At 50.0% G+C, this 16,835-nt stretch carries 14 protein-coding genes; 6 read left to right on the forward strand and 8 right to left on the reverse strand.

The genetic code is table 11. From position 1 onward, the window contains the following. Positions 1–77: 77 nt before the first annotated feature. From HMPREF1535_RS07510 to HMPREF1535_RS07525, 4 genes are read right to left on the reverse strand one after another with little or no spacing between them, the layout of a single operon-like run. Positions 78–752, reverse strand: coding sequence for an ABC transporter ATP-binding protein (locus HMPREF1535_RS07510; RefSeq protein WP_009860654.1), 675 nt, complete (start codon positions 750–752; stop codon positions 78–80). A 17-nt stretch (positions 753–769) separates the two neighbouring features. Further along, on the reverse strand, positions 770–3,175 hold the full coding sequence (locus HMPREF1535_RS07515) for an ABC transporter permease (protein WP_046145751.1): 2,406 nt from the start codon (positions 3,173–3,175) through the stop codon (positions 770–772). A gap of 14 nt (positions 3,176–3,189) precedes the next feature. Continuing rightward, complete coding sequence (locus HMPREF1535_RS07520) at positions 3,190–4,437, reverse strand: efflux RND transporter periplasmic adaptor subunit (RefSeq protein ID WP_010801330.1); 1,248 nt, start codon at positions 4,435–4,437, stop codon at positions 3,190–3,192. 27 nt (positions 4,438–4,464) lie between these two features. Next, positions 4,465–5,820, reverse strand: a complete 1,356-nt coding sequence (locus HMPREF1535_RS07525; RefSeq protein WP_232312398.1) for a TolC family protein — start codon at positions 5,818–5,820, stop codon at positions 4,465–4,467. Between the two features lie 352 nt (positions 5,821–6,172). Here HMPREF1535_RS07525 and HMPREF1535_RS07530 point away from each other — a divergent pair, with 352 nt between their 5' ends. Then, positions 6,173–7,522, forward strand: a complete 1,350-nt coding sequence (locus HMPREF1535_RS07530; RefSeq protein ID WP_046145752.1) for a sigma-54-dependent transcriptional regulator — start codon at positions 6,173–6,175, stop codon at positions 7,520–7,522. Between the two features lie 5 nt (positions 7,523–7,527). Next, the gene (locus tag HMPREF1535_RS07535; RefSeq protein ID WP_044215006.1) at positions 7,528–8,598 is read left to right on the forward strand and encodes a sensor histidine kinase; all 1,071 of its coding nucleotides are present in this window, start codon (positions 7,528–7,530) and stop codon (positions 8,596–8,598) included. On the opposite strand, the gene HMPREF1535_RS07540 is transcribed toward HMPREF1535_RS07535, so the two are convergent. From HMPREF1535_RS07540 to HMPREF1535_RS07550, 3 genes are all read right to left on the reverse strand, one after another. Beyond that, complete coding sequence (locus HMPREF1535_RS07540; protein ID WP_044215008.1) at positions 8,567–9,457, reverse strand: DUF3108 domain-containing protein; 891 nt, start codon at positions 9,455–9,457, stop codon at positions 8,567–8,569. The genes HMPREF1535_RS07535 and HMPREF1535_RS07540 overlap by 32 nt on opposite strands. Next, positions 9,390–11,309 carry an Ig-like domain-containing protein gene (locus HMPREF1535_RS07545; RefSeq protein WP_010801326.1) on the reverse strand — a complete coding sequence of 640 codons (1,920 nt, stop codon included), beginning with the start codon at positions 11,307–11,309 and terminating at the stop codon, positions 9,390–9,392. The genes HMPREF1535_RS07540 and HMPREF1535_RS07545 overlap by 68 nt, the downstream gene beginning before the upstream one ends. Positions 11,310–11,396: 87 nt before the next feature. Continuing rightward, positions 11,397–12,674 carry a DUF2851 family protein gene (locus HMPREF1535_RS07550; RefSeq protein WP_010801325.1) on the reverse strand — a complete coding sequence of 426 codons (1,278 nt, stop codon included), beginning with the start codon at positions 12,672–12,674 and terminating at the stop codon, positions 11,397–11,399. 110 nt (positions 12,675–12,784) lie between these two features. Between HMPREF1535_RS07550 and dapB the strand changes: the two genes are divergently transcribed. The 4 genes from dapB to HMPREF1535_RS07570 are packed head-to-tail and all read left to right on the forward strand — an operon-like array spanning position 12,785 to position 16,409. After that, positions 12,785–13,501: a 4-hydroxy-tetrahydrodipicolinate reductase gene (dapB, locus tag HMPREF1535_RS07555; RefSeq protein WP_010801324.1), complete on the forward strand. Its 717-nt coding sequence runs from the start codon at positions 12,785–12,787 to the stop codon at positions 13,499–13,501. Positions 13,502–13,519: 18 nt separating this feature from the next. After that, a complete protein-coding gene (lepB, locus tag HMPREF1535_RS07560; protein WP_009860644.1) occupies positions 13,520–14,917 on the forward strand; it encodes a signal peptidase I in 1,398 nt (465 codons plus the stop codon). A 5-nt stretch (positions 14,918–14,922) separates the two neighbouring features. Next, positions 14,923–15,780: a signal peptidase I gene (lepB, locus tag HMPREF1535_RS07565; RefSeq protein WP_046145753.1), complete on the forward strand. Its 858-nt coding sequence runs from the start codon at positions 14,923–14,925 to the stop codon at positions 15,778–15,780. 2 nt (positions 15,781–15,782) lie between these two features. Then, positions 15,783–16,409 (forward strand): WbqC family protein, encoded by a 627-nt coding sequence (locus HMPREF1535_RS07570; protein WP_009860642.1) that lies wholly within the window; start codon positions 15,783–15,785, stop codon positions 16,407–16,409. 3 nt (positions 16,410–16,412) lie between these two features. Here HMPREF1535_RS07570 and HMPREF1535_RS07575 read toward each other — a convergent pair whose 3' ends face one another. Beyond that, on the reverse strand, positions 16,413–16,688 hold the full coding sequence (locus HMPREF1535_RS07575) for an HU family DNA-binding protein (protein WP_009860641.1): 276 nt from the start codon (positions 16,686–16,688) through the stop codon (positions 16,413–16,415). Between the last annotated feature and the right edge of the window lie 147 nt (positions 16,689–16,835).

Genomic DNA, 16,835 nt, shown 5'->3' on the forward strand with positions numbered 1-16,835 from the left:
GGTCATCGTCAACTCTCATTGACGACAGTCGTCAACGGTAACTGACGGACACCGTCAACCTCCGTTGATGATTACCGTCAACGTTTCTCCTCCGATACAATCCGCCCGTCCAGCAAATGAATGACCCGGTGGGCAAACTTCGCGTCCCGCTGGGAGTGGGTGACGATAACGACCGTCGTTCCCTGCCGGTTCAGTTCGCTGAGCAGTTCCATTACTTCGAGGCCGTTTGTCGAATCCAGGTTACCCGTCGGCTCATCCGCCAGAATCAGGGGACAGTCGGTTACCACTGCACGGGCAATAGCCACACGTTGCTGCTGGCCACCGGATAATTGCTGCGGGAAATGGCCGGCACGATGGGCGATATTCATACGTTCAAGCACCTCCATCACCTTCTTTTTGCGTTCGGACTTCTTGCTGTTCAGATAGACAAGGGGCAGTTCTACGTTTTCATAGACCGTCAGTTCGTCAATCAAGTTGAAGTTCTGGAATACAAAGCCGATATTCCCTTTACGGAAAGAAGTCAGCTGGCTCTCGCTCATCTTATCGATCTCCTTTCCATCGAAGAAGTATTTGCCCGAAGTTGACGAATCAAGCGTTCCCAGGATATTCAGCAAGGTGGATTTGCCGCAACCCGAAGGCCCCATGATAGCCACAAATTCGCCTTTCTTTATCTCCAGGCTTACTTCATTCAATGCTTTGGTCTGTACGTCTTCCGTGGTGAAGAGCATAGACAGATTCTCTGTTTTAATCATATGTTCCTATTTATAAATTATTCACTCCTTAAAATATACATCGGTTTCAGGCGGATGATGCGCCATACCTGCCGGGCAATCGTCCCGAAAGCGATACACATCAGTAGCACGAACGCCACCACATAACTCCACCAGGGCAACGGGATATGAAACGCATAGCTTTCAAGCCAGCTATTCATCAGGAAAGCGGACACGGGAATACCTATCACGGACGCAAGTACCGTAAGGAGCAATAATTCACGCGTCAAAACTACAAAAAGATTCCTTTTACCCGCTCCCAGCACCTTACGTATTCCCACTTCCTTCACCCGCGAGAGGGTCGAGAAAAGCGTGATTACCCACAATCCCAGGCAGGCGACAAAGACGGCCAGCAAAGACGATGCGGCAAATATCCATCCGAAATTCCGGTCTTCCTTATACTGGTTCCTGTTGAAATCGTCGAGGAAGAAATAAGAGAACAACGAAGTCGGGAAGAAATCGCGATAGATTTGTTCTATCTCCGCCAGACGGGCCGGACCGACCACACCGTCCATGCGGATGGAAATATAAGGTGTCCCGATAATCGGAACGCGGTCTTTCAGGAAGAAGATGATTGGCTTATAAGGGACGGCCAGCGACTGTTGGTGATAGTTCCTCGCCACTCCTATCACCTGGAGAGGGTCTTGCAGCACTTCCATCGTCAGTTGTTTGCCTAAAGCAGCTTCCGCAGAAGGGAAACCCAGGAGGCGGACGGCCTCTTCGTTCAGCACGACCTTATTCAGTTCATCTCCATACTCTTCCGAGAATCCCCTGCCGCAGACCATCTCCGGCGAATAGGTGGCCAGGTAATCGTAATCGACGGCGAACATCTGAATCAGTTTCACCTCGGACGGGTCGCTGCCGAACGGACGGTTGGCAAAATAATTGGCGACCTCCACCCCCGGCACGGCACCGGAAACAGTCACCTGGCGGACATACGTCTTCCGCTTCAGTTCTTTCTTGAAGCTTTCCATCCTGACGAACAGTTCATCTGTAAAAGAGGGATATTTCAATACGATGATCCGGTCTGTCCCGGGAGAAGCGGCCTCCTTCTGCATGTAGCGAACCTGGGAGATAACGACAAACGTGCCCGTTATCAAGATAAAGGAGGCGACAAACTGCACGACAATCAATGTTTTCCGCATCTTATTGCCTTTCCGGCTATGTAATAACTTCCCGCGTATGATATCCGACGGACGGATGCGTGTCAGCAGATAGGAAGGATATAAGCCGGTGAAAAGCGTCCCCAGCCCGGCAATAACCGCTACGGCCAGCCAAAACTGCGGTTGTACTAATATATCGGCACCAAAATCATGTTCCACCCAGGTATAGACAAGCGGCAGCAATACCTCCAACCAACCGAGCGCAATCAAGGTTGCCAGCAGGTTGACGATGCCGGCCTCCGTCAGTCCCTGCAACAGCATCTGCCGGCGGGAAGCACCGAAGGCTTTACGCACTCCGAACTCTTTTCCCCGTTCCAGGAAACGCGCCACCATCAGGTTCAACGCATTGACCCAGCCTGTCAGCAACAGGGCAATCGCCATCACCGAAAGGATATACACGGCGGTACGGCTGCCTTTCGTCTCCTTCTCATACGACTTCTGCGGAGTCAGGTGAATATCTTTCAATGGGATTAACTCCACCTTCCAGTCCTTATGCTTCAAAGCTGCGGTTTTGTATTTATCTGAAATAGCGGCAAAGGCGTTTTCTATATCTTCCGGTTTTTTCCCCGGTTCCAGGCGGACATACGTATAGACGCCGTGAATATACCAAATATCCTGCCGTTCCTTCGGTATCGTGGAATAAGACAGCAGGAAATCATAATGCAGATGCGAATTGGCCGGCATATCGGCAATAATGCCTGTCACTTCGAAATGTTGTTCGGCTGTCGACGTGCGGAAGGTCAGGATTTTGCCCAACGGCTCCGCCTCGCCGAAATAACGGTGGGCGGCACTTTCCGTCAGCACGGCGGTATTGGGACGGGTCAGCTGGCCGTCTCTCTCCCCTTTCAGAATAGGGAAACGGAAGAGGTCGAAAAAGGTTGGTTCGGCAAAACAATAGCGGCTTTCGGCGAACTGCTTATCCTGATAGGTAACCACCTGTTCCCGGTCCTGGGCGGTCAGCCGGACGAACTTTTCGATGCCCGGTATCTCCCGGCTCATCACCGGACCGTGGCCGAATGCGGTCGTCGCCCAATTATCCGTCAGCGTTGCTCCCTCATACAAACGGCTTTCGACACGGTACACGCGGTCGCCGTCATGGAAAGAGTCGTAGCTCAGTTCGAAACGGACATAGAGCAGAATCAGCAGGGCGGCAGAGATACACACCGACAGGCCGAAGATATTAATGACCGAAAGTGACTTGCGGGCGCGCTGGCTTTTTATGACTTGAGAGAGATAATCCATCTTTATCCTTTCTGTTATCTGATAATCAATCGTTCGTTTTCACCGAACAGTTCATAGCCGGAGATAATCACTTTCTCTCCCGGTTTCACTCCTTCGGTCACTTCATAATACTGCGGATTCTGGCGGCCTATCTTCACCGGACGGCGGCGCGCGACGGTCTCGTCCTCATCCACGACATATACATACAGACCGCCGCTTGCCTGGTAGAAGCTGCCGCGGGGAATCAGGATGGCCTGTACGGGATCACCCAGTTGCAGGTTCAGGTGATAGGTCTGCCCGGCACGGATATTCTCCGGACGTCCTCCGGTAAAATGAAGGTCGGTACGGAACTGGCCGTCGCGCACTTCGGGGTAGACTTTCGTCACTTCCATGTCGTAGGTCTTTCCTTCACGCTCGAAGCTGGCGGGGAGGCCGGGCATCACCCGCTCCACATAATGTTCGTCAATCTTGGCCTCCACCTTCAGTTCGGGGGTGATGACCTGCCCGATACGTTCCCCCTGGGCGATAGACTGCCCTATCTGTGCTTCGAGATTACCCAGCTGGCCGCTGACGGGCGCTTTCACCTTCAGGTTCTCCAACCGTTCGCGGACGAGGGAGAGGCTCCGTTTCATGTTCCGGATATTCTCATCCAGGCTCTCCAGCTGGCTGCTGCGGAAAAGGTCGTCCTGGCGGATACGCTGGTCTAGCACGACAAGCTGGTCGCGGGCGCTTTCATAGTCTTCCTTTGCCTGCAGGAAATCTTCGCGCGCCAGGAGTTGTTTGTTATACAGGCGTTCGTATTGCCGGTAACGGCGGTCCTTCTGTACCAGTTCTTTGTTGAGGCTGATACGGTCCTGTTGCAGGCGCAGATGTTCCTGTTCCATGCTGATGCGGGTGTTACGGAGTTCGTTCTCCTGATAAGCAAGGTCTGCCTCGCTTTGCAGGATACCGATATTCAGCAGCGGGTTACTCAGGCGGAGGATTACATCGCCGGCCTTGACCTGCGCCCCTTCTTCTATCAGGCGTTCTTCCACCCGGCCACCCTCGATGGCATCAAGGTAGATGATACGGTCCGGGAGCACCTGCCCTATCACACGGATATAATCATTAAACTCACCCTGGACGATGGTGGAGATGGTCAGCCGTTCCTTGTCCACTTTCATGGAGGAAGAGGTATCGCGGAAAATAAAGTAAAGCAGGCAGACCAGGAGGAAAGCGCCTCCTGCCATCGCATACAGATGTTTCTTCTTCAAACGGGATTTCCGTTCGATAGGGGTGTCCATGTTGTTATTCATATCTGTTCTTTGTTGTTATTTTACTAAAAATGAACCGGTACGGTAGAACTCGACCATCCGGTGTTTCAGGTCATATTGCAGCCGGGTACGGGCCAGTTCTGCTTTGGCCTGGATATACAGGTTCCGTTTCTCCATCAGTTCGAAGACGGAAACCATGCCTTCCTCCCACTTCTCCTCGTTCTCTTTGAGGGTGGTTGCAGCTGCCTGCAATTGCAGTTTAGCCTGGTGATGTTCCTCTGCCGAAGCCTGTAAGGAAAGGCAGGCATCTTCTATCTCCTTATATAAGGATATTCGTTGCTGGTCGTTGTTATTCCTTATCTGTTGCAGGCGGAAACGCTCTTTCCTGACTGCCGTAAAGCGGGACAAACCGCTGAATATAGGGAAAGATACCCGCAGACCGATATATTTGTTCCAATTGTTTTTCATCTGCTGCCCGAACGAGGAGATGTGCCCGTCCGCATCGCGTTCCGTGTCATAGTAACTCGAATAAAGACTGAAATCCGCCCGGATGGAAGGCGAGAAAGCTCCCGACGCGATGGCAAGCGACTTTCGCGACGCCTGTTCCCGCAAATCCATCATCCGGAACTCGGGAAGCGCAGTTTCCGACTCTGCATACACTTCCGGAGCCGAATAACCGGCAAGAAGCGGCAACTCGCCGTCATCCCCCTCTCTGTCACTAACGGATAAAGAGTCCGAATCGCGCATCTGCAACAACTCTTTTAGTGCAAGAAAAGAAAGACGTTCCGTCTTCTTCTTCACTGTCTCCTGATAAATATCGCTCTGCAAACGGGCTTTCACCTCCTGAAGGTCAGAGGGTGAACGAAGGCCGAGGTCCACATATTCAAGCATCTGCTCATGGTAACGCTCGCTTAGCTTACGTTGTTCGGCAGCCAGGGCACTCATCTTTCTGTCAAAGATATATACATAATAAGCATCCATCACCTCGAAAGCCACCCGGTTCTCCTCCGCTTTTCCGGCAACGCTGCTCAGTTGCCTGTTCAGCCGGGTGAACTGTGCCCGGTTGATACGTTTGAACCCGTCGAAAACAGGCAATGATATATCGACTCCCAGCGTACTTTCCACGAAGGAAGAGGTGGTATACAAATTCGTTTTCGGGTCGACCGAACGTCCCATCCGTTTCCCGAAAGCCCCGCTGGTACTGACCGAAGGCAGGAAATCTCCTATCGCCGCCGTAAAGTCTTCGCGAGCGATACGGGTATCCAACCGGCTGTTTTTCAGTGCCAGGTTCCTCTCCAGCGCATAGCGCATGCAAGAGTCGACACTCCAGGATTCCTGTGCACCTGCTCCCACTACCGAACCAAACAGCAACAGGCAGGCTAACCTCCATCCATATTTAATTGTTATTTGCATTTTCATCATGTACATGTAAAAGCAAAAGGCGTGCCACATTTCATACTGACTGATTATCATATTCCACAAAAGAAACAGCCTCGCAAAGTGTAAAATATATGGACGCCCGATTGTCAAAAATATGGACGCTGATGTGTCAATCATAAAAAAACAGGCCCTGCTTCTGTGCCGGATACGGGGCCAGCACAGTAGTGTTACCCTCACCAGCACTACTGTGCTGACTGCCTTAGCATACGAGTGCTAATCGGATTAGGACTATAGTGTTATATTATCCTGTTATTAGTGTCAAATATTTTGACGCTCATTTGCAAAGTACCCCGGAAGCCGATACCTTTACGGAAAAATTAATCGTATGCAAACCGGAACAGTTCTCATTGTAGATGATAATAAAAGTGTACTGACTTCGCTCGAATTATTATTGGAAGATGAATTCGAACGGGTAGAGACCGCCTCCAACCCGAACAGCATCTTATCCGTGCTGGATACGATGCCGGTCGACCTTGTCATTCTAGATATGAATTTCTCCGCAGGCGTAAACACCGGAAACGAAGGCCTGTTCTGGCTACGCCGTATCCAGGAAATAGCCCCCGAACTGCCGGTCATCATGCTTACCGCCTACGGAGATGTGGAACTGGCTGTCAAAGCCTTAAAAAGCGGAGCCGTTGATTTTATACTCAAACCCTGGGACAACGAAGTCCTGCTCGAAAAGATACACGCCGCCTTACAAGCCGTAGAACGGGAAAAGGTCAAACAGAAGACCGATCGTAACCGACCCGACCGCCCTGCGGAACCAGCCATGATCATCGGCCACTCCGCCGTTATGATGAAACTGATCAAGGTCGTGACCAAGGTTGCCAAAACGGATGCGAATATCCTTATCACCGGCGAGAACGGTACGGGTAAAGAAATGCTCGCCCGCGAAATACACCGCCTGTCACTCCGCAGCCGCCGGGAAATGATCAACGTGGACATGGGAGCCGTCAGTGAATCCCTTTTCGAAAGCGAACTGTTCGGACATGAAAAAGGTGCCTTTACCGATGCCCGCGAAAGCCGGCCGGGTAAATTCGAGGCTGCCAGCGGAAGCACCCTGTTTCTGGATGAAATAGGCAACCTCCCGGTCGGCCTGCAAGCCAAACTGCTCGCCGCCCTGCAGAACCGCGAAGTCACCCGATTGGGAAGCAACCGTAAAATCCCGATCGACATACGTCTGATCGCCGCCACCAACCGCGACCTGCCGGAACTGGTGAAGCAATCTCTTTTCCGGGAGGATCTCTACTATCGCATCAACACCATACAAATAGAGATACCGCCTCTCAGGAACCGCCGGGAAGATATTCCCCTTTTCATCGACTACTTCCTGAAAAAGTATACGGCCCTGTACAACCAGCCTGGTCTGACTATCCATCCACAGGCAGCCGCCAAACTGGAACGTTACGACTGGCCGGGCAACATACGCGAACTGCAACATACCATCGAGAAAGCAGTGATCCTGGCCGAGAAAAATGTAATCCGTGCCGCCGACCTCTTTATCCGTCCCGGAAAATCCGTCTCGTTCTCCGATGCCCCCAACCTGGGAGAAGTGGAACGCAAGACGATCGAGGCGGCTATTACCCAGAACGACGGCAACCTGACCGCTGCCGCCGAGCAACTGGGGGTAAGCCGGCAGACCTTATATAACAAACTAAAACGGTTCAACCTGTGAAACGAATGTTCAGCACACGCATCTATCTGAAGATAGTCTTCCAGGTCGCGCTCATCCTCCTTGTTACCGGCGTGGGACTAACGGGTATTATCACCGGTAAAGCCATCATACTGGGATGCGTCACCCTACTGATCGCCTTATGGCTGGTCGGGATCCTCGTCTATTTCCTCAATACATCGAACCGCCGTATCCAACTGTTCCTCGATGCCATCGAAGACAATGAGTCGATGCTTTACTTCCCCGAAAACAGCGGACCGGAAGAACAACGCCGCCTGCATACGGCATTCAACCGCATCCACCGCCTGATGACGGAGAGCAAGCAGAAAGAGTTCGAACGCGAACTGTTACGGAAAGAATACGAGGCATACGACAAGTTGATGCACGTCCTGACCCACGAGATCATGAACTCGATCGCTCCGATCGTCTCCCTCTCAGGCACGCTCCTCTCCTATTACCGGAGCAACGACACGACGAAAAGCTGCGACGAGATCAACGACGCCACCATCCGGAAGACGGTCCGCGGACTGGATACGATCAAGAGCCAGGGACAGAGCCTTATGAACTTCACCAATTCATACCGCCAACTGGCACGGTTGCAGGCTCCCAATCCCAATCCGTTCTCCCTCTCCCGCCAGGTACGCAACATCGAACTGCTGTTCCAGTCGGACCTGCAACGTTTACAGATCGGTCTGACTGTTTACCTCTGCCAGGACGAAATAACAGTCAATGCCGATGAAGAACTGCTCTCACAGGTCTTGATCAACTTGTTGAAAAATGCGATGGAAGCATTGGAAGGACAGGATAACGGTGAAATCTCACTCACGGTAAAACAACCCGGCACCACGACCCTGATCGAAGTAACGGATAACGGGCCGGGCATCCCCCACGATATGCTGGAAGACATTTTCATTCCTTTCTTCACCACCAAGAACAAAGGTACGGGTATCGGCCTGAGCCTTTCACGCCAGATCGTACGGATGCATGGCGGCGAACTCCTGGTCAGTTCACAACCTTACTCCGAAACACGTTTCACTCTCTCACTGCCTAACGCCGGGGAATTTCCACCCGCGAAGTAAGCGGGTAACGCAATCCTTTGGATGATTTGTAATAGACCTCGGCCGCTCCTATCTTCAGCTTGGCACGAATCTTGACCGGGATATGGTTTTCATCGTCCCCGATCCATATTTCGGCGGCCGCCTTGCTTTGGGTGAAAGCGTCGTCAAAAATATCGATATAGAAATGTCGGGTACGGTATTTCAGTGTCTCGTTGCGTTCCACGATCTGCTGCCCGGTATAGCGGAAACTGATGTTGATCCGGTCCCGTCCGATCACCACATGAAACGGAAATTCATCGCCCTGTTTCATGTTATCCCAGTCCAGCGAGCGGAGATACATGGTAGCACCCAGCATATCGAACATATATTGTTCAGAAACGATCATCGTGTCGATCTTCGTCCGTGAAGGCGTATAGCGATGGGAATGGGCCGAAGTCTTCCCTGTACTATAAGAGAACTTCAGGTCGTCGATCAGATAGTAGTCATTCTCATTCACCCGTTTCTCGCTACGGAGTAACAGCATCTCAGGCGTGAAATAGCAGTCGATCGTATCGCGCATGGAGAATATCTTCTCAAACATGCCGGAAGTTCGGAATAACAGGTTATAATGATAAGCCGGATTATCCTCATAGCGGGTATCTTTAATGGATAAGGTTGCCTGTCCGGCGCGTGGCATCAGAATACCCCATTTGAAGTACAATTCATATTGCACCTCCTCACCGGCATTGAACCGCTCTTTCACCGGAATAGTCTGCGCACCGGCCACTCCGGAAAGGAGCAACAACAGGACCGGCAGACATAAACCGGTTCCTTTAGAACGGCATGCCCATGCTGCCGCCCATACCGCTATTGCGCGAAGAAGACTTCTGTTGTCCTTCATCTTTGTAATTTCTTTTCTTCTTGGTTGCCTCTTTCGGCTTATTCTTTGTAATCTCGATAGGTTTCTGTTTTGCCCATGGGGTTGCCTTGACATTCCAAGTCTCTTCTACCTGCCAGTTCTGCAATACGTTGTACTGAACTGGCGAATAAAAGACTTCTTCCGGCTGGCGTTTATCGGCATAATTGCCGGTATCCCATTTGCCGTTGTCATTCAGGTCGACCACCAGGCGTGCGTAATACTTGTCCGGTTTCAGGTCCATGAAAAGGACACCGCCGTTCTTCACCTTCGCCTTCCGCACCGGGGCATCACTGCCGTTCAGCAATTCCACATAAGCGGTCGTATCAATTCCTTCTACATTAATATATAAGTGTCCGTATTCATCCTCTTTCTTGATCTTGAACTCAGCCGAATACGGTTCGTTCCACTTGCCATAAAGACTGAAGATCGTTGCCGAATCCACTGACAGGCGATACTCCTCGGCATATTTCCACGGACGGCGAATGAAGTAATTCAGACTATTGGTAGAGTCCGGGAAAAGCTCGAAATCAACCGGAGTCCACACCGTATCGACCTTCTGGTCCAGATAGAAGACTTCCTTCGGCAGTTCGAGGATCGGTTCATTGAACGTAACGGATACGGTATCGAACAAGTCCATCGAACCGGGCGCGTCGATCTGCATACCCAGGAAGACGATCGGTTCCGGCTCGTCATCTTTCTTCTTTTTCTTCTTTTCGGGACGGCGGCGCATCACAAACTGAAGCGTATCGGTTTGCGGTCGGAGAACGTTCAGCGAGTCGCTCTTCGGATACGACAGTTCCACCTGCAACGTATCTTGTTTCCATACCAGCGAATCGGTCAGCCAAAAATTAACGCCTTTTCCCGCCTCCGTTTCCTGTGTAAAGAACCAGTCAGGATTCTCCGGCGTAAAGTTGAGCGGCTTCGGAAGCGGTACGGTATCCAGCGGAGCGTTGAACCGTATGGTCAGCAAGTTTTCCTGCTGGCGCTCCGGTTTCAGCAGATACTGGCGCACGAAGTTTTCCTTGAACAGACGCAATTCGATATCATCCGGGAAATAACGCGTATAGGCAACCGTACGGATCGTATCGATAGTCAGGCTGTCTTTCCAGAGCGTATCCTGCCGGGTGGTCAACTCCAGCGAAGGGATAATAATGGAGTCGTTAAACGCAATCTCCTCGCCCGGCTGGTCGAATTTATAGTCGCGGTTGACATCGTTCAGACCGAAAATACGGTAACTGCCTGGAGAGATATTGCGGATGGTGAACTGTCCTTTATCGTTCGTGCGCGAAGTACGGTCGAAAGGCAGTTTCACAAATGCCGAATCCTCCAGGTTCTTATGCAGACCGATCGTGATACCGGGCATAGGTTCCAGGTTTTCGGCATTCAGCAAGATACCCGATACCTCCAGCGTATCGATCACATCACCGGTAGAGAAGGCAAAGGAGAAATTCTCGAATACATTCTTCTCGTTATTATCGGAGATCGAGTTGGTGAAGTCGATCGTATAAGTCGTATTTTCTTTCAGTGTATCTTTCAGTTCGACCACGACCTTCTTTCCCGCGGCACGGATCACAGGTAATTGCATCTGCGGCGGCGTGATGATTACATTCTCCGACGGCTTGTCCAGCTGAACCAGTTCATCAAACAGAATCTCCACCTTCTTCCCCTTATAATTCGTCTGATTAGGGGCAGGCAGACTGCTTATGAATTTAGGGGGGGTCTCGTCGTAAGGTCCCCCGTTCGGAGAAGCCATATTGGCACACGAATACATGGTTACCAACAGAAACACTCCGCACAGTACCAGCAATAAATCTTTTATATATCTGTTACCCATTCAATCGCTTTTTAATCAGATGGCAAAAATAGGGAAAAATCCGGTGACTAATAGTGATATATACGCTAAATAAGAAATCTTTGCATTCTATAAAGAGGGAATACCCCGTTTCAGATACCTGTACCCGATCCGGCAATACAAACATTTCTTCTTCTCGCAATACTCCCGTTTCAATTGAATCAGCGCCTGACTGTCGCCTGCATGGCAGACTTTTATCCCTGCCCGGCTAAAACCCGAAACAATCGTATTCTTCTCCGAAGGAAGATTTTCAAGGATACGGATTGCACGCTCGCAGTATTCGGGTTGCTTATTCCTGACTCCGTAAGCGAAAAGAATGGGAACTACCGTATTTATCAACAATATACACAAAGAATTCTCCCCGACTGTTTTCTCTTTTATAGCGGAAGCGCTCCGGAAATGATAATGCGTCTCCCAATAAGCGGAAGGTGTGACACGCAGACATTGCTTAATCTCACCGATACTGCCTGCCGTCAGGATAACAGAAAACAAGGTATCGTATTGCATCCAGACAGCCGCCAGTTGCGCCAACTTCAGACAGGGGAAATTGATGGGCCGGGTACGAAGGTTCCTGAATTGAGAACAGTCCAGCGGAGTCAATCCGAATTTATAGCGAAGAAACTGATACTCGCGTTGCAGCAAACGATAATAAGGGCAATCGATCGCTTCATTCAGCATCCCGGCCTGTCCGAACAGCATCGCTTCGACCTGCGAACTGCTGCCGCGTTGCTTCTGAATATACCTGAGCGGTAAGCTCTTGGCAAGACGCTCGAAGATGTCGTTATTCACACCGAAACCGAAATTGCGGGTTAAAGTAATATAAAAGACTTCGTTCCAGTCACCGGCATACTGGTCCAGCAAACGGAATATATCGGCCGTTTTCCGTTCCAGCCGTTCGCCGAGCAGAGCCCCCAGCCACGATGTAATGTGAACGGGCTCCATTTGAGGGATATATCCGGCACAGGGAAGAGAGTTGTCATGATGAAGCAACCAGTCGATATTCCGCACAACCGACTCCGGCACTGTCAGTTCCATTTGCGGAATAACCTCTCCGTTCATCCGGTAAACGATACAGTCCGACACCTCCACAATATGGAGAACAACGGCATCATAAGCCTTGTCCTTATCATGGCGATGAAGCAGCCAGTCGGAGGCTTTGTCATGGATTTCAACACACCCAGCCCACAAAGTACCGTCTATTTTCATCTTTGCATTGAAGAAGTCCGGGCCCGCGTCGGTATTGGGTGTTCCGGGGTCAATGACCGATACTGTACGTCCGTCAGTAGTAAGAAGCGAAGTCGTTGGATACAGTCTGTATTTCCAAACATAATGTAATAAACGTTCCATATTCTTTTCAGAGTTAAGATTTATGCCACAAATCTAATTCATTTTCTTTATATTTGCACCCCTGAAGGCTAAGTTATTAGCTTATTTATTCATTTTATTCTGAAAAGATTATGAAGATTGCACTTATCGGTTACGGAAAGATGGGTAAAACCATCGAGCAGATTGCATTGAACAGAGGACACCAAATCGTCTCTATCGTAGATATAAACAACCCGGAAGAATTTCAGTCAGCTAATTTCAAGAGCGCAGATGTAGCCATCGAGTTCACGACTCCGGCCACGGCATTCGACAATTATATGAAGAGTTTCGCTGCCGGCGTTCCTGTTGTTTCCGGCACGACCGGCTGGCTGGACCGTATCGGCGAGATAAAAGAGAAATGTGAAAAGGAAGGCAAGACCTTCTTCTACGCTTCCAATTTCAGCATCGGAGTAAATATCTTTTTCGCCCTCAACAAGTACCTGGCGAAAATCATGAATAATTTTCCTTCCTACAATATCAGCATGACGGAAACGCACCATATCCACAAGCTGGATGCTCCGAGCGGTACCGCTATCACACTGGCAGAAGGAATCATTGAAAACGTAGACCGGAAAGACCGTTGGACACTGGAAACAGCCGAACAGCCGACCGACCTGCCAATCCACGCCATCCGCGAAGGCGAAGTGCCGGGCATCCACGAGGTGACCTATGAGTCGGATGTCGACTATATCAGTATCAAACATGACGCCAAGAGCCGCGCAGGTTTCGCACTCGGCGCTGTCGTTGCCGCTGAATTTACCGCCGGGAAGAAAGGCTTTCTGGGTATGGACGATATGCTTAAATTTTAATTCCACATTAGTCAGCAAATGAAACAAATTTCCAAGAAACAATGGATTAAGTTCGGCATCTCTGCCGTGCTGTATATACTCTTTTCAATCTGGATGCAGAACCTCTGGTTGTTGCTCGGGTTGATTGTACTCGTAGATATTTTCCTGACCAAATATATTCCCTGGGGAGCCTGGAAACGGTCAAAGAACCCAGCAGTACGAAATGCGTTGGAATGGGTGGACGATATCCTGTTCGCACTGATTGCCGTCTATTTCATTAATCTGTTCATCTTCCAGAATTATCAGATTCCGAGTTCTTCGTTGGAGAAATCTTTATTGGTAGGCGATTATCTGTTTGTAAGCAAGCTGAGTTACGGTCCGCGTGTTCCGAACACGCCGCTGTCGTTCCCGCTGGTACAGAACACGCTGCCGTTCTTCAACTGTAAATCATATCTGGACTGGCCGGAATGGGGTTACAAACGGGTGAAAGGTTTCGGTCATGTAAAACGCAATGATATCGTGGTGTTCAACTTTCCTGCCGGCGACACAGTCGCCCTGAAACAGCAGAATCCGAGCTATGACGAACTGGTTATGCAGCACGGACGCGAACGTATCTGGATGGATAAAAACACCTTCGGGGATGTAGTCTACCGTCCTGTAGACAAACGTGAAAACTATGTGAAACGTTGCATCGGTATGCCGGGCGACACCATAGAAATACGCGACAACCAGGTATATATCGATGGTAAAGCAGCAGAGAATCCGGAGAATATGCAGTTCTGTTACTATGTCGAAACGGATGGTTCCCCTATCACGGAAGAACAGTTCCGCCTGATGAACGTAAGCAAAGAAGACCGGATACTGGTTTCCAACAACGGATATTACCAGGATTTAATGTCTTTCCTCGGTTTCGAATCGATTGCCCCCGGACAGTACAATCCGGTCTATCGCATGCCGCTGACCAAGAAGGCACTGGCGATAGCCGAGAAACTGCCTATTGTAAAAAAGATTGTAATCGAACCGGATGCATTTTCGGGGTTGACTTATCCGGCATGGTATGAAACAGGTTGGACACGCGACAACTACGGTCCTCTGTGGATTCCGAAGAAAGGGGCGACAATACCGCTGAACGAACGCAACATAGCTCTATACGGCCGTTGCATCAAAAACTACGAAAACAATACACTGGAAGAAAAAGACGGTACATATTATATCAACGGAAAGCCGGAAACAGACTATACATTTAAATATGATTATTACTGGATGATGGGCGACAACCGTCACAACAGTGCCGACAGCCGCTCCTGGGGATTTGTTCCGGAAGACCATATCGTAGGAAAGCCTATCCTTATCTGGTTGTCACTGGATAAAGACCGCAGCCTGTTCGACGGTGGTATCCGCTGGAACCGTCTGTTCCGCATGGTGCATCCGAATTAAGAATAATGACAAAGCGCTCCTTCATATCCGCAGTAAAATGGCTGGTGACAATCGTGTTGCTGGTGGAGGGCGTTATGGTAATCCGTTATTTCTGTATGGAGTCGTATCGCGTATCGACCGACTCCATGGAAGTTGCCCTGCATAAAGGCGATTATATGCTGGTGAACAAGCTCCCGCAAAAAGACAACCCGGGGCGCAACCGGGTAGTTCTATTTACCAGTCCGCTGCTGAAAGATACGACATCGAGCCCATTATTTCTGAGCCGTTGTATCGGTATGCCGGGCGACACAATCCGGATTAGTAATGACGGATACCGGGTAAACGGAAGGCTGATTCCTCATTCCCCCCGGTCACTCAATACTTATATCGTGACACAGGCGGCACAGGAGGAAGTACTGGCAGCACAGAAGAAACTGAATATCCCGCTCAGGGAGATGAAAGAAGAATCGTTCGGCATCTCCTTCAACCTGACTTCCTTTGAGGAATATCAGATACGAGAAGAATTATCGGAAGATGCCAACATCCGTTTCCTTAAAAACCCGATGGATACGTACGAACTGGTTGTTCCCCAAAAAGGCAGAGCCTACCGCCTCAATGCAGCTGCACTCACCGCCTGCCGTGAAGCCATCCGGGCCGAAGCCGGCGACAAGGCCGTGTTCCGTGACGGGAAGTTATTCCTGGACGGTCGGGAAACAGATTTCTTCTTCTTCAATCAGGATTATTACTGGATGCTTTCCGACAATGCCAACGAAGCGGTGGATTCGCGTCACCTCGGATTCATCCCACGCAACCATATCATTGGAAACGCCTGGCTCTGCTGGTACAGCAAAGACCGGCAACGAATTTTTAAACCCGTAAACTAATCATGCAACCTGTATATATTTCTTCAGCCTACCTGGGCCCGGTACAACAATACTGCAAACTCTACCAATTTGAAGAGGTACGGATAGAAACAGCCGAAAACTATCTGAAGCAAACCTACCGCAACCGCTGTACAATCGCGGCTGCCAACGGTCCGCTGTCACTCTCCGTCCCCATCGTCAAGCCCGACACGCTGAAATGCCCGACGAAGGATATCCGCATATCCGACCACGGGAACTGGCGCCACCTGCATTGGAATGCACTGGTCTCGGCTTATAATATGAGTCCGTTCTTTGAATATTATGAGGAAGATTTCGCACCGTTCTACGAGAAGAAATATGAGTTCCTGTTTGATTTCAACGAGGAGCTGCGCATGCTGGTCTGCCGGTTGCTGGACCTGCAACCGAACGTTGTCTATACGGAAGCTTACATGCCGGAAGTACCGAACGATTTCCGGGAAATCATCCGCCCGAAACACGAAGGGGAAGATTCCGCCTTTCTCCCGCAACCCTATTATCAGGTATTTCGAGATAAATTCGGATTCCTCCCCAACTTAAGTATCGTAGACTTACTATTCAATATGGGACCGGAAGGAATACTCGTCCTGCGGGATTCCATCGCCCACCGATAGCAGTTACTTGTTCAGGTCTTCAAAAAGGAACTTACCAACGCTGAACTTCACACTCAGACGTTTCGGGATAATAACAACCTCACCTGTCTTGGGATTGCGGGCCGGACGACTGTTCTGCTCTCTTGGAGAAAGAGTACCAAAGCCTTTCAGCACTATTGGGTCCCTCTGGCGAAGTGCATTAGTCGCAACAGAACAAAATGCTTCAAGCATTGCATCTACATCTTTCTTACTACAACCACTTTCAGCAGCTATAGCTGCAATTAAATCTGACCGTTTCATTTGCTTTTATTATTAAATTACTACCATCCATCAACTAAATAGGCACTGATGAATCAATTTCGAACAATCTCCTGAATAACTTGATTTTTAATGGGAGCAAACGTACTCAAAATTATTATCATATACAATATAAAAGCAATTATCGGT

This window comes from Parabacteroides goldsteinii DSM 19448 = WAL 12034, from assembly GCF_000969835.1.
Taxonomy (GTDB): Bacteria; Bacteroidota; Bacteroidia; order Bacteroidales; family Tannerellaceae; genus Parabacteroides; species Parabacteroides goldsteinii.

What these genes read in the sequence shown, in the direction of transcription:
- HMPREF1535_RS07510 (WP_009860654.1), bottom strand. Translation starts at nt 752, where the DNA reads ATGATTAAAACAGAGAATCTGTCTATGCTCTTCACCACGGAAGACGTA.
- HMPREF1535_RS07515 (WP_046145751.1), bottom strand. Translation starts at nt 3,175, where the DNA reads ATGGATTATCTCTCTCAAGTCATAAAAAGCCAGCGCGCCCGCAAGTCA.
- HMPREF1535_RS07520 (WP_010801330.1), bottom strand. Translation starts at nt 4,437, where the DNA reads ATGGACACCCCTATCGAACGGAAATCCCGTTTGAAGAAGAAACATCTG.
- HMPREF1535_RS07525 (WP_232312398.1), bottom strand. Translation starts at nt 5,820, where the DNA reads ATGCAAATAACAATTAAATATGGATGGAGGTTAGCCTGCCTGTTGCTG.
- HMPREF1535_RS07530 (WP_046145752.1), top strand. Translation starts at nt 6,173, where the DNA reads ATGCAAACCGGAACAGTTCTCATTGTAGATGATAATAAAAGTGTACTG.
- HMPREF1535_RS07535 (WP_044215006.1), top strand. Translation starts at nt 7,528, where the DNA reads ATGTTCAGCACACGCATCTATCTGAAGATAGTCTTCCAGGTCGCGCTC.
- HMPREF1535_RS07540 (WP_044215008.1), bottom strand. Translation starts at nt 9,457, where the DNA reads ATGAAGGACAACAGAAGTCTTCTTCGCGCAATAGCGGTATGGGCGGCA.
- HMPREF1535_RS07545 (WP_010801326.1), bottom strand. Translation starts at nt 11,309, where the DNA reads ATGGGTAACAGATATATAAAAGATTTATTGCTGGTACTGTGCGGAGTG.
- HMPREF1535_RS07550 (WP_010801325.1), bottom strand. Translation starts at nt 12,674, where the DNA reads ATGGAACGTTTATTACATTATGTTTGGAAATACAGACTGTATCCAACG.
- dapB (WP_010801324.1), top strand. Translation starts at nt 12,785, where the DNA reads ATGAAGATTGCACTTATCGGTTACGGAAAGATGGGTAAAACCATCGAG.
- lepB (WP_009860644.1), top strand. Translation starts at nt 13,520, where the DNA reads ATGAAACAAATTTCCAAGAAACAATGGATTAAGTTCGGCATCTCTGCC.
- lepB (WP_046145753.1), top strand. Translation starts at nt 14,923, where the DNA reads ATGACAAAGCGCTCCTTCATATCCGCAGTAAAATGGCTGGTGACAATC.
- HMPREF1535_RS07570 (WP_009860642.1), top strand. Translation starts at nt 15,783, where the DNA reads ATGCAACCTGTATATATTTCTTCAGCCTACCTGGGCCCGGTACAACAA.
- HMPREF1535_RS07575 (WP_009860641.1), bottom strand. Translation starts at nt 16,688, where the DNA reads ATGAAACGGTCAGATTTAATTGCAGCTATAGCTGCTGAAAGTGGTTGT.